Genomic DNA, 12,407 nt, shown 5'->3' on the forward strand with positions numbered 1-12,407 from the left:
ATTGGGATTGCTGCTCCTGTCCGGATGCGATGCGATGCGTGCGGATTTCGAGCGTCTCACGTCGCCCACGCCTCCTGCCTCGGCGAGCGCCCGCAAGCCCACGCCCGCCGTCAAGCCAGCGGCGGCGCGTGTCGCGCCGAAGCCCGCTGGCGTCCCCGCCGTTGACGCTGCCGCGGCGGCCGCTACCGTTCCCGTGGTTGCCGCTGCGGACGTGCCGCCGCCGGTGCTTACGGGCTATCGCGAGTCACAACTGCGGGCGATGCTGGGGCCGCCGACCAGCGAGGAGGCGCATCCGCCCGGCAAGCAATGGCGCTATCGCAACGGCAAGTGCACGCTCGACATCCAGCTCTACCCGGATGTCGAAACCAAACAGTACGGAACCCTCGCGTACAAGGTGAAGAGCGATGACGACACAGACGAAGGACGACGGTTCTGCCTGGCCCAGCTCCAATCCCGGATTCAAGCCGGACGCTGAGATCGAGGCCGGAGTCGAAGCGGGCCGCCGCGTGCGCATCGCCTTCGTGGAGGACGATGACGACTTCCGCGAGGCCGCGAGCCTCGAACTGGGCGACCATGGATTCGACGTCGCGGCCTTCGCCGACGGGACCGGCCTCGTCGAGTTCCTGGAGACGGCCGACGACATCGAGATCGTCGTGCTCGACTGGGGCCTGCCGCGAATCTCCGGCATCGACCTTCTGCCCAGGCTGAAGCGCGCCGGCATCAACCTGCCGGTCGTGTTCCTGACCGGCCACAGCGAGCCCAACTACGAGCAGCTCGCGCTGGATCGCGGCGCCATCGACTTCGTCGACAAATCGCGCGGCGTGCCGATCCTCGCGCGCCGCCTGCGCCTGATCGCCGACCGCGCCGGCAAGCCGATGGCCGCCGATGGCGAAGGCAACTTTCATTGCGGCCGCCTGCTGCTGAAGCCGACGGTCAGCCGCGCCTACTGGGACGAAACCGACCTCAATCTGACGGTGACCGAATTCAAGATCGTCCACACGCTCGCGGCCAATGTGGGCAGCTACGTGAGCTACCGCGCCGTCTACGACTGCATGCACTATGTGGGCTTCATCGCCGGCAGCGGCGAGAACGGCTACCGGACCAACGTCCGGTCCTGCATCAAGCGCATCCGCAACAAGTTCCGCGCCATCGATCCCGAGTTCAGCGAGATCCAGAACTACCAGTCGTTCGGCTACCGCTGGGGCAAGGACTAGCCTTCCAGTGCTGCGCCGCCTCACCGCTTCGCTGACGCTGAAGCTGGTGGCGCTGATCGGCCTGTTCGTGGCGCTGCCCATCGTGCTCTACGGCCAGTTCGAGAGCGCCGACAGCCAGATGCGGAACCTGGTGACGCGTGCCATCCAGGATCGCAGCGCGCTGATCGCCGAGGCGCTGGCGCCGGTGCTGCGCGACACCGATCCGGCGGCGCCCATGAACATGAACCGCGAACTCGAGAAGTATGCGAGCAGCGGGACGGTTCTGAAGCTGATGTACCAGCCGCCGGCGGCGCGTTCGGCGAGCCGTTTCTTTCTCGTGGGCTCGGCGCCGCCGCTGGCGCCCGAGGCGGTGAGCGCGGAACTCGAGGAACTCAGCCAGCGCGGGCTCCTCCAACGCCTGTCCGAGGCCTGCACGTGGAACGCCTCCGACGAGATGCGCTACCGCCGCGCCGACGGCACGGTCGAGCTGCTGACCTCGATCATTCCGATCCGCGCCCGCGGCAACTGCTGGATCCTGACGACGACCCACGTCGCGTCGGACTTCCTCAATACGTCGATCGGCCGCCCCTACTGGGAAACCCGCGAGGTCCGCATCGCCGCCGCGATCTATCTCGTGGGTGCGCTGCTCGCCGTGCTGGTGGCGCTGGGTATGCGTCTCAGCCTGCGCCGCTTCCGCAACGTGGCCGACGAGATCGCGCTGGGCCGCGCCGTCGATGCGACCTTCGTCGAGCGCAACACCGTCCCGGAACTCGCCGGCGTGGCGCGCGACTTCGACCGCCTGGTGCACGAGCTGCGCCGCGTGTCGCGCGAGATTCGCCAGTCCGCCGAGGACAATGCGCACGCGTTCAAGACGCCGCTCGCCGCCGTGCAATCGGCGCTGCGCCCGGTACACCGCGCCGTTCCCGAGGACGACCCGCGCGCCCGGCGGGCACTCGAGATCGTGGACTCCTCGCTGGCGCGCCTGCTCGGACTCGTGAATGCCGCGCAGCGCCACGACATGGGAACGGCCGACATGATCGACGCGCCGCGCATGCCGACCGAACTCGCGCCCCTCGTCGAGGAGGCGGCGCGGCAGGTCCAGGAGATCGTCGCAGCGCGCGAGATCGGCCTCGTCCTGAAGCTCCAGCGCGATATCGCGGTTCGCACCGCGGCAGGCATGCTGGAAGCGGCCCTGCAGGCGATGCTGGAGAATGCCATCAGCTTTTCGCCCGGCGGCACGACGGTTACCGTTTCGCTGCACGCGTCGACGGATACGGTCGAACTGAGCGTCGAGGACGAAGGGCCCGGCATCGACCCCGAGAAGATCGAACGTGTGTTCGAACGCTACTTCTCATCGCGTCCCGACGATGGCATAGGCAGCGATCGCAGCGTCAAGCATTCGGGACTGGGTCTCTGGATCGTGCGCCGCAACGTCGAGGCATTGGGAGGCCAGGTGAAGGTCGCCAACCGCCCAAGCCGCGGCTTCTCGGTCACGATGGTGCTGCCCCGGTTCGTCATCCACTAGCCGGCTTTCGAAAGGTCAGGAGATCATGAGCGCCGTCACCGCAGCCAAGAGAGTGAGCACGCCGCAGATCCGCGCCCGCAAGGGCGGCGAGCCGATCGTCTGTCTCACCGCCTACACCACGCAGATGGCGCGATGGCTCGATCCGCATGTCGACCTGCTGCTGGTCGGCGATTCGCTGGGCATGGTGCTCTACGGCTTCGACAGCACGCTGCCCGTCACGCTGGACATGATGATCGCCCACGGCTCGGCCGTGATGCGCGGCTCGAGCCACGCCTGCGTGATCGTCGACCTGCCCTTCGGCAGCTACCAGGCGAGCCCGGAGCAGGCGTTCCACAGCGCCGCACGCGTCATGTCCGAGACAGGCGCGAGCGGCGTGAAGCTGGAGGGCGGCGAGGTCATGGCCGAGACCGTGCGCTACCTCGTGCAGCGCGGCATTCCGGTCTGCGCCCATGTCGGGCTGATGCCGCAGGCCGTGAACGTGGCCGGTGGCTTCAAGGCGACCGGGCGCTCCGACGAGGAGGCGCAGCAGGTGACCCGCGACGCCGAGGCGATGGCCGAGGCCGGCGCCTTCACGATCGTGCTGGAAGGCACGCTGGAGCCGGTGGCGGCCGCCATCACCAGGTCGCTGCCGATTCCGACCATCGGTATCGGCGCCTCGCCGGCCTGCGACGGCCAGATCCTGGTGTCCGAAGACGTGTTCGGCCTGTTCAGCGATTTCACCCCGCGGTTCGTGAAGCGCTATGCCGATCTCGGCGGCAGGATTTCCGAGGCCGCCGCCGCCTATGCGGCCGATGTGCGGAGCCGAGGTTTTCCCGCGATGGAGCATTGCTTCCTGCCCAAATCCGGTGGTCAATCCCGATCCTAGGGAGGAATCGACCGGATGGAGAGTTTCGACTACGTGATCGTGGGGGCCGGTTCGGCTGGCAGCGTTCTGGCCAACCGGTTGAGCGAGGACCCCAACGTCACGGTCTGCGTGCTCGAAGCCGGCCCGCGCGACTGGCATCCCTTCATCCACATCCCGGCCGGCTTCATGTACACGCTGGTCGACCCCAAGGTGAACTGGCTCTACAAATCGGAGCCCAGCGAATGGACCGGCGGCCGTGCCATCGCCGCGCCGCGCGGCAAGACGCTGGGCGGCTCGAGTTCGATCAACGGCCACATCTACAATCGCGGCCAGCGCCTCGACTTCGACGGCTGGGCCCAGCGCGGCAACCGCGGCTGGGGCTACTCCGACGTACTCCCCTACTTCCGCCGCAGCGAGCACCGCATGGCGAGCGATGCCGATGCCACGTTCCGCGGCAGCGACGGCAACCTGCCGATCACCGACCTCGAATGGCGCGACCCCTTGTGCGAAGCCTTCATCGAAGGTGCCGTGGAACAGGGCATCCCGCGCAATCCCGACTACAACGGCACGAAACAGGCGGGCGTGAGTTACGTCCAGCGCATCATCAGGAACGGCCGCAGGGTCAGCGCCGCTCGCGGCTATCTGCATCCCGCGATGTCGCGTTCCAACCTCACCGTGCGCACCCACGCGCAGGCGACGTCGATCGTCCTCGAGGGAAAGCGCGCCGTCGGCGTGCGCTACCGCAAGGGAGGCCGCACCGGCACGCCGATGGAAGTACGCGCCACCCGGGAAGTGATCCTGAGCGGCGGCACGGTGAACTCGCCGCAGCTCCTGCAGCTTTCGGGCATCGGCCCCGGCCCCTTGCTGAAGTCGCTCGGCATCGAGGTGAAGCACGAGCTGGCGGGCGTGGGCGAGAATCTGCGCGACCATTATGCGCCGCGCTTCGTCGCGCGTGTGAAGAACGCCACGAGCATCAACGAGCGCTCCAAGGGACTGCGCCTGGCCGGCGAGGTCCTGAAATACGTCACGACGCGCAAGGGACTGCTGACGCTCAATCCGACGCTGATCTATGTCTTCTGGAAATCCGACGAGAGCATCGAGAATTACGACCTGCAGCTCACCTTCACGCCCGCGAGCTACAAGGAGGGGGTGCAATCGACGCTCGACGATTTCCCCGGCATGACCATCGCCTCGTGGCAGCAGCGGCCCGATTCGATCGGCTATGTCCGCGCGCGCTCGGCCGATCCGTTCGAGCATCCGATCATCCAGCCGAACTACCTGGGCGCCGAAAGCGACCGCCGCGTGCTGCTGGCCGGCATGAAGCTGGCGCGGCGGCTGCTGGGCTCCAGGGCGCTCAGCAAGTACTACGACCGCGAGGAATTCCCCGGTGCCGAGAAGCAATCGGATTCCGACCTGATGCAGGCCGCCAAGGAGCGCGGCACGACCACGTTCCATCTGATGGGGTCCTGCCGCATGGCGCCGGACACCGACCCCACCGCCGTCGTCGACGATCAGCTGCGCGTGCGCGGGCTCGAAGGGCTGCGCGTGGTCGATGCCTCGATCATGCCGACCATGCCGTCGGCAAACCTCAACGCCTCGGTCCTGATGATCGCCGAGAAGGCAGCCGACATGATCCGCGGCAAGCCCGCACTCGACGCCGTGATGCTGAAGGACTGATGGCCGACGAGGCCGCCACCGAGGCCCTCTCGGCGCTGGTACCCGCGACCCTGCGCGCACTGCACGCGATCGAATTCGCCAGCCGGCACCTCTCGCCGCAGACGCTCCCGCAGATCGTCGAGACCCTCGCCGGCCGCAACGACGATCTGGCGCCCGCACTCGCCGCTTCGCGCGCGCTCGACTGGCCGGGGCGGCTGGCGCCGGTGCGCGATCATCTCGAACGCGCGGCGGCGTTCGCCGAGGAAACGATCCAGGGTCTGCGGGGCGCTCCCGAGGCGCCGCAGCCGATCGTGGCCGCCTATCGCAGCCTGCGCGGTTATCCCCGGGCCTGCGAGGCACTCTATCCGCTGTCGCCGTTCCTTCGACCTGTCGGCAACTTCTTCCTCGAACAGCCGGCGCGCAGTGACGCGGATCTGCAGGCGCGCATCGCCGCCGCCGACCCGACGCGGGAAGGCGTGGGCTTCATGCATATCGGGGGGCCGTCCGGCACGCGCGGCGCCTTCTCGCTCTACGTGCCCGAGTATTATGACCCGGCCAGGAGCTGGCCGCTGGTCGTGGCGCTGCACGGCGGCAGCGGCAATGGCGGCGCCTTCCTGTGGAGCTGGGTGCGCGAGGCCCGGACGCGCGGCTTCATCGTGCTGGCGCCCACGGCTTCGGGCAGTACTTGGTCGCTGATGGAGCCGGAGATCGACGGGCCGCTGATCGACCGCATGGCGGCCGGCGTCGCCAATGACTGGAACGTCGATTCCTCGCATCAGCTCCTGACCGGCATGAGCGACGGCGGTACCTTCACCTACGTCATCGGCCTCGACGCCGAGTGCCGCTTCACCCACCTCGCGCCGGTCGCCGCGAGCTTCCATCCGATGTTGATGACCGCCGCCGATCCCGATCGCGTCCGCCGTCTTCCCGTCCACATCGTGCATGGAACCCAGGACTGGATGTTTCCGCCGGAGATGGCCCAGGGCGCCGAGCGGGCCCTGAGGCAGGCCGGCGCCGACGTCACCTATCGCGAGATCGCCGACCTCTCGCACACCTATCCGCGCGACGAGAATGCGCGGATTCTCGACTGGTTCCTGCCGACGCCGGGTTAGGGACGGGGTCCCTCGTCGATGCCGACAGGGGCAGGCACGCCGGCCTCGACTCGCGGTGGCACGGACTGGCCGGAAAGCCGCAGGGTGCGCTCCAGCAGCAGCTCGTAGAGCGGCCGGCCGCCCAATGCCTGCGATACGGCGTTGGCCGTCACGCAGGTCACGATCAGCGGCAGGATGAGCGCATAGCCGCCGGTCAACTCAGCCGCCAGCACGACGCCCACCAGCGGCGCGCGAATGGAGGCGGAAAACAAACCGCCCATCGCGGCGATGGCGAACGCGGCACCCGCCAGCGGCGGCAGTGGTACGGCCGTCTGGAGCAGCCATACAGCGACCAGGCCCACCGTGGTGGCGAGGGTCAACAATGGCGCGAAGATGCCGCCGGGGACACCGACCGGATAGCTCACCATGACGCCGACGAAGCGCAACAGGCACAGCAGCAAAAGCGTCGTGATCGGCAGGTTCGCGGTGACGAGGCCCGGGATCAGCAGCTCGCCGCCGCCCACCGCCTGCGGCAACACCAGCGCCAGCGCGCCGATTGCCGCGCCGACCAGAAGGGCTGGCAAGAAGGGCACCTTTCGAAACGTGTCCGCCACCCAGTCGAGGAGGAACAGCAGCGTGCGATTGAAGACGATGCCCAGCCCGCCCAGGAACACGCCCAGCACCAGGAAGGCCGGCAGCAGCGACAGCGGCATCTCCGCATTGTCGAGCTTGAGCTGTGGCGCGGTGCCGCCCACCAGCTCCATGCCGATGGCGCTGGCCGTCGAGGCGATGATGACAGCGGTGTAGGAGCGCAAGGTGTAGCGGAACTGCTTGCGTGTCTCCTCGATGACGAAAAGGATCGCCGCCAGAGGTGCGTTGAAGGCAGCCGCGAGGCCGGCTGCGGCGCCGGCCGCCAGCAGACCGCGCAACTCCGCTTCGCTGAGCTTGAAGCGCTCGGAAATGGCCTGTGCGATCGAGGCTCCCATATGAATGGTCGGCCCTTCGCGTCCCGCCACGAGGCCCGACGACAGAGCGAGCACGCCGCCAACGAACTTCACGGGCAGGATGCGGCGCCAGCGCACTTCGCGTAGCCCTTCCATGGCGCCCTCGATTTCCTGCACGCCGCTGCCCGCCGCTTCGGGCGCAACGGTGCGCGTGAGGAAGAAGGCCGCCACCAGTGCGATGGCAGCCGTCGCGGCCGCTGCGGCCAAGGTCAGGGGCCCGTGTCCAAGGTACGCCACCAGCCAAGACGGCCACCGGACCAGCGTATCGACGACAAGATGAAAGGCGGCGCCCAGGACGCCGGTAGCCACTCCGCAGAGAGCGGCGAGCAAATAAAGCAAAGCATCGGGGATCGATTGCTCCGCCGGCCGATCCCCTGAACTCACGCCTGCCCTCCCTTGCTGCGGCGCAATAATGCCCGGCGAGGGAGGCGTGTCAAAGTGTCAGCGCGTCAGGACGATGTCGCCGAGGTCGCTGCGGACTTCCCAATGATGCCGCTCCAATTCGGGATCGATATGCTCCTCGGCCGGAAAGCCGAGGCAGAGATAGGCGACGAGGTTCCAGCCGGCGGGCACATCGAGCGCCCGCGTCACCTTCTTCGGATCGAGGATCGAAACCCAACCCATGCCGATCCCATCGGCGCGCGCGGCCAGCCACAGGGTCTGGATCGCCGCGACCACCGAGTAGTGCAGCGTCTCCGGCATGGTCTGCTGGCCCAGCCCGCTGCCGGTATGGGTGCCGTCGTCGGAGAAGACCGCGAGGTGGACCGGCGCCTCCTTGAGGCCCGCCAGCTTCAGGCCGGCATAGATCGCGTGCTTCTCGCCGGAATAGCCGGCAAGCGCCTCCTCATTGGCCTGCGTGAAGCTCTCGACCACGGCGCGGCGGCGCTCCGGCGATTCGACGTGCACGAACCGCCAGGGCTGGCTGAGCCCGACCGACGGGGCATGGCTCGCCACTTCCAGCAGCGCGTCGATACGCTCGCGGGGGATTGGATCGGTGCGGAAACGCCGCACGTCACGTCGCCACAGGACCAGTTCGCGAAACTCGGCCCGGAAGGCCGCGTCGAATTGCGGATGCGTCGCCATCAACTCTACCGATCGATTGGATGAACGAACGAGCGATGCGTCGCCCGTCGACAGGAGGCAAGAGGAATAAAACTCGCGACCGGATGCCCCGGTTCCATCGCACTGTTCTATCGTCCTTCGCCGATGGCGATGGCGCAGGTCGCGTGTTCGGTCGCCACCCGGGTCCCCAGCAATCGGCCTTCGCGGCCCGCCGCCACGAGGGCCGACGCCTCCGCGATCGACGGCAACCCCTTTGCGGCGAGAACCAGCTTCGAGGCCGTGAGTACGCGTCCCGCGACGCGGTCGAGATCGTCCACTGTGCAGGCGACAAACCTCACCGACAGCCGCCGCGCGACTTCTACAAAGGCCTGTTCGGTCGCTTTCTCCGATTCCGTGGCCAGCGCGTCCAGTCGTTCGACCGGCAGGTCGAACAGACCGAGCGCCATGCGCACGATCCGCTCGATCTCGTCCGCCGAGGCCTCGCGCCGATAGCCGACGCCGGCGACGATCATCGCCGGCTCACGCAGAGGCTGCGCGACGGCCATCGAGGGCGAAAGAGCATCACCATTCCGAGGTCTCTCCGACACGCGCCTTGGGGCGCGCGTTCATTTCAGTTAGGGTCCGCTGTCGCCATGCGTCAACGCGATTCATGCAGCAGGGACGCGCGATCACGGCCCGTCCCTTGTGACTCGATCGGAGACCTCATGCCGGCGCGCGCGCTCATGATCCAGGGCACAGGCTCCGACGTCGGCAAGTCGCTGCTGGTCGCCGGCCTCGCCCGCGTCTTCACGCGGCGCGGCCTCGAGGTTCGGCCGTTCAAGCCGCAGAACATGTCGAACAATGCCGCCGTGACGGCCGAGGGCGGCGAGATCGGCCGCGCCCAGGCCCTGCAGGCGCGGGCGGCGCGCGTGCCCGTCAGCGTCCACATGAACCCGGTCCTGCTGAAACCCCAGAGCGACATCGGCGCCCAGCTGGTGGTGCAGGGGCGCGTCGTGGGCAACACCTGGGCGCGCGACTATCAGAGCATCAAGGCGGGTCTGCTCGCTTCCGTGCTCGACAGTTTCGGCCGTCTCGCCGCCGAAGCCGATCTCGTGCTGGTCGAGGGCGCAGGGTCCGCGTCCGAGGTCAATCTGCGCGCCGACGACATCGCCAACATGGGCTTCGCGCGGGCCGCGGACGTGCCGGTCGTGCTGGTGGGCGATATCGACCGCGGCGGCGTCATCGCCAGCCTGGTCGGCACCAAGGCGGTGATCGATCCCGAAGACGCCGCGATGATCGTGGGCTTCATCGTCAACCGTTTCCGCGGCGATCCGAGCCTGTTTGCCGACGGCATGACCTTGATCGCGGAGCGGACCGGCTGGCCTGCGCTCGGCCTCGTTCCCTACTTCGCCGACGCCATCAGGCTGCCCGCCGAGGATGCGCTCAGCCTGCCCGAGCACAGCACACCGGGCGGCGGCGTGAAGATCGTCGTCCTGGCCTATCCGCACCTCGCCAACTTCGACGACGTCGATCCGCTGCGTCTGGAGCCGGACGTCGATGTCGTGTTCGTGCGGCCGGGCCAGCCGATCCCGGGCGATGCCAGGCTCGTCATCCTGCCCGGCTCCAAGGCCACCATTGCCGATCTCGCCACCTTGCGCGCGGCCGGCTGGGACATCGACCTCCGGGCGCATCTCCGCCGCGGCGGCCACGTACTGGGCCTCTGCGGCGGCTATCAGATGCTGGGACGGCGCGTTTCCGACCCCGAGGGAATCGAAGGACCACCCGGCAGCGTCGAGGGGCTTTGCCTTCTCGAGGCGGAGACCGTGCTGGGCGGCGACAAGGTCCTGGTCGAGGTCACCGGAAAGACCGTGGCGGAGGGCGTGCCGTTCAAGGGCTACGAGATGCATGTCGGCCGCACGACCACGACGGCGCGTCCGCTGCTCGACCTCGATCACGGCGGCAGCGATGGCGCGATCGACGCGACCGGCCGGATAGCCGGCTGCTACATCCACGGTCTGCTGGCCGACGATCGCCAACGCCGTCACTGGCTGCAGCGGATCGGCGCTGCAAGCTCCGGACTGGACTACGAGGCCGGCATCGAGGACACGCTCGACCGGTTGGCCGATCATCTCGAAGAACATGTCGACTGTACGCGGCTTCTCGACCTCGCGCGCGTGCCACGATTCGATGCTACGAGTTGAGCAAGCTCTCTACGAGGAAGCCATGACCGATCCATCGCGCAGGTCCTTCATCGCCGGCAGCGCCGCGCTCGCCGCGACGGCCGCTTGCGACACGCCCGCCCAGGCGCAGCCCGCCAGCATCACCGGCGGCACCGAATCGGCCTTTCCGTCCGCCGAGGCGCCGGGCTCGAACGAGGGCGGCTACAACATCCTCTTCATCCTGACGGACCAGGAGCATTACATGGGCCCGGGCTGGCCCATACCGCTGCCCGGACACGAGCGGCTGCGCGCGACAGGCACCTATTTCGAGAATCACCAGATCGCGGCCGACATGTGCTCGGCCTCGCGCGCAGTGATCTATACCGGCCTGCACATGCCGCATAACGGCATCTTCGACAATGCCGGCGTGCCCTATATGAAGAGCCTGGATCCGTCACTGCCGACCATCGGCAAGATCCTGCGCAAGATGGGCTACTACACCGCCTACAAGGGCAAGTGGCACCTGAACGGCGCAATGGCGATGGAGAATCACGCCGACGACATCAAGACGCTGTTCGAGACCATGATGGATCGCGACTACGGCTTCTACGACTATACCGGCGTCGGCGATTTCATCGAAGGCGCGCAGGGCGGCTACCAGTACGACCAGATCACGGCGGCGCAGGCCGTCCAGTGGCTCAAGGCCAAGGGCCGGCCGATGACCGACCGGAAGCAGCCCTGGTATCTCGCGGTCAATCTCGTGAACCCGCACGACGTCATGTGGGTGAACACCGACAGGCGCGGCGAGAAGCCGGTGCAGGCGGTCGAGGCCAAGCTCAAGATCGATTATCCGCCGGACGATTCCTTCTATCGGCGGGAATGGAATGAGATCCCGCTGCAGAAGACCTGGCAGCAGTCGCTCGACACGCCCGACCGCGTGCCGGCGCACCGCATCTACAAGGGCGCCAATGCCATCCTGACCGGTCTGATCCCGCAGGAGGAATGGCGCATGCGGCTGCGGCAGAACTATTACTTCAACGCCATTCGCGACGCCGATCAGCAGATCGTGCAGGTGCTGGAACAGCTCGACCGGTTGGGCCTCACCGACAAGACCATCGTGATCTTCACGTCGGATCACGGCGAATTGCTGGCCAGCCATGGCGGCCTGCAGGGCAAGGGCACGACCACCTACCGCCAGCAGAACCACGTGCCGATGCTGGTGGTCCATCCGGAGATCAAGGGCGGCCAGCGCTGCCACGAACTCACCTCGCATCTCGACTTCGTGCCGACGGTCGTCGCGATGACGGCAAAGTCGACCGCGCCGGTGGCCGATACGATGAAGCGGATGAAGGGACAGGATTTCTCGCCCCTGCTGCGCGAGCCGGTGGATCCCGGCTTCACCCAGAGACGCGGCGGCACGCTGTTCTGCTACAGCCAGCTCATGGTTCACGACGCCAATTTCACGCGGACCCTCTACGAGACCCTGCAGGACAAATCGATCGCGCGATCCGACCAGTTCAAGAAGATCGAATCGTTCCCGGTCGACTGGAAGCTGCGCGTCTGCATCCGCTCCATCGTCGACGAGCGCTACAAGTTCAGCCGCTACTTCTCGTTCCACGGCTTCAACACGCCGGCGACGCTCGAAGAACTGCGCGCCAACAACGATCTCGAACTCTACGACCTCGTGAACGATCCCGACGAGGTCGTGAACCTTGCGTACGACTTCGAGCGCCATCGCGACCTGATCGCGATGATGAACGGCAAGCTGAACGCCCTGATCGCCCGCGAGATCGGCACCGACGACGGCGGCTTCATGCATCTCGACCGGTGGATCGACTGGAAGGACGCGCGGCCCAGCGTCGTCAATCTCTGATGAATGCGTGATCGTTCTTTC

At 67.3% G+C, this 12,407-nt stretch carries 11 protein-coding genes; 8 read left to right on the plus strand and 3 right to left on the minus strand.

The window, feature by feature from the left end:
- Window positions 1-7 precede the first annotated feature (7 nt).
- The 6 genes from ACO07K_RS21340 to ACO07K_RS21365 are packed head-to-tail and all read left to right on the plus strand — an operon-like array spanning window position 8 to window position 6,330.
- Window positions 8-475: a hypothetical protein gene (locus ACO07K_RS21340; RefSeq protein WP_422031389.1), complete on the plus strand. Its 468-nt coding sequence runs from the start codon at window positions 8-10 to the stop codon at window positions 473-475.
- Window positions 405-1,214 carry a response regulator transcription factor gene (locus ACO07K_RS21345; protein ID WP_422031391.1) on the plus strand — a complete coding sequence of 270 codons (810 nt, stop codon included), beginning with the start codon at window positions 405-407 and terminating at the stop codon, window positions 1,212-1,214. The genes ACO07K_RS21340 and ACO07K_RS21345 overlap by 71 nt, the downstream gene beginning before the upstream one ends.
- A 7-nt stretch (window positions 1,215-1,221) precedes the next feature.
- Entirely contained in the window at window positions 1,222-2,718 is a 1,497-nt protein-coding gene (locus ACO07K_RS21350) for a sensor histidine kinase (RefSeq protein WP_422031393.1), read from the plus strand.
- Window positions 2,719-2,743: 25 nt separating this feature from the next.
- Entirely contained in the window at window positions 2,744-3,583 is an 840-nt protein-coding gene (panB, locus tag ACO07K_RS21355) for a 3-methyl-2-oxobutanoate hydroxymethyltransferase (RefSeq protein WP_422031395.1), read from the plus strand.
- A gap of 15 nt (window positions 3,584-3,598) precedes the next feature.
- On the plus strand, window positions 3,599-5,239 hold the full coding sequence (locus ACO07K_RS21360) for a GMC family oxidoreductase (protein WP_422031397.1): 1,641 nt from the start codon (window positions 3,599-3,601) through the stop codon (window positions 5,237-5,239).
- A complete protein-coding gene (locus ACO07K_RS21365; protein WP_422031399.1) occupies window positions 5,239-6,330 on the plus strand; it encodes a phospholipase in 1,092 nt (363 codons plus the stop codon). Before ACO07K_RS21360 ends, ACO07K_RS21365 begins: the two co-directional genes overlap by 1 nt.
- Here the strand turns inward: ACO07K_RS21365 and clcA are convergent.
- The 3 genes from clcA to ACO07K_RS21380 form a co-directional block, all read right to left on the minus strand.
- Window positions 6,327-7,697 (minus strand): H(+)/Cl(-) exchange transporter ClcA, encoded by a 1,371-nt coding sequence (gene clcA, locus ACO07K_RS21370; protein ID WP_422031401.1) that lies wholly within the window; start codon window positions 7,695-7,697, stop codon window positions 6,327-6,329. The genes ACO07K_RS21365 and clcA overlap by 4 nt on opposite strands.
- A gap of 57 nt (window positions 7,698-7,754) precedes the next feature.
- Entirely contained in the window at window positions 7,755-8,396 is a 642-nt protein-coding gene (gene bluB / locus ACO07K_RS21375) for a 5,6-dimethylbenzimidazole synthase (RefSeq protein ID WP_422031403.1), read from the minus strand.
- A 107-nt stretch (window positions 8,397-8,503) separates the two neighbouring features.
- Window positions 8,504-8,887, minus strand: coding sequence for a cobalamin biosynthesis protein (locus tag ACO07K_RS21380; protein WP_298309883.1), 384 nt, complete (start codon window positions 8,885-8,887; stop codon window positions 8,504-8,506).
- 192 nt (window positions 8,888-9,079) lie between these two features.
- Here ACO07K_RS21380 and ACO07K_RS21385 point away from each other — a divergent pair, with 192 nt between their 5' ends.
- Both ACO07K_RS21385 and ACO07K_RS21390 read left to right on the plus strand, forming a co-directional pair.
- The gene (locus ACO07K_RS21385; protein WP_422031405.1) at window positions 9,080-10,555 is read left to right on the plus strand and encodes a cobyric acid synthase; all 1,476 of its coding nucleotides are present in this window, start codon (window positions 9,080-9,082) and stop codon (window positions 10,553-10,555) included.
- Between the two features lie 22 nt (window positions 10,556-10,577).
- A complete protein-coding gene (locus ACO07K_RS21390; RefSeq protein WP_422031407.1) occupies window positions 10,578-12,386 on the plus strand; it encodes a sulfatase-like hydrolase/transferase in 1,809 nt (602 codons plus the stop codon).
- Window positions 12,387-12,407: the final 21 nt, after the last annotated feature.

The organism is Reyranella sp. (assembly GCF_965228225.1).
Lineage (GTDB): Bacteria > Pseudomonadota > Alphaproteobacteria > Reyranellales > Reyranellaceae > Reyranella.

Excerpts from the sequence above, each read along its gene's own strand:
- ACO07K_RS21345 (WP_422031391.1), top strand. The coding sequence starts at position 405 with ATGACGACACAGACGAAGGACGACGGTTCTGCCTGGCCCAGCTCCAAT.
- panB (WP_422031395.1), top strand. The coding sequence starts at position 2,744 with ATGAGCGCCGTCACCGCAGCCAAGAGAGTGAGCACGCCGCAGATCCGC.
- ACO07K_RS21360 (WP_422031397.1), top strand. The coding sequence starts at position 3,599 with ATGGAGAGTTTCGACTACGTGATCGTGGGGGCCGGTTCGGCTGGCAGC.
- ACO07K_RS21365 (WP_422031399.1), top strand. The coding sequence starts at position 5,239 with ATGGCCGACGAGGCCGCCACCGAGGCCCTCTCGGCGCTGGTACCCGCG.
- bluB (WP_422031403.1), bottom strand. The coding sequence starts at position 8,396 with ATGGCGACGCATCCGCAATTCGACGCGGCCTTCCGGGCCGAGTTTCGC.
- ACO07K_RS21380 (WP_298309883.1), bottom strand. The coding sequence starts at position 8,887 with ATGATCGTCGCCGGCGTCGGCTATCGGCGCGAGGCCTCGGCGGACGAG.
- ACO07K_RS21385 (WP_422031405.1), top strand. The coding sequence starts at position 9,080 with ATGCCGGCGCGCGCGCTCATGATCCAGGGCACAGGCTCCGACGTCGGC.
- ACO07K_RS21390 (WP_422031407.1), top strand. The coding sequence starts at position 10,578 with ATGACCGATCCATCGCGCAGGTCCTTCATCGCCGGCAGCGCCGCGCTC.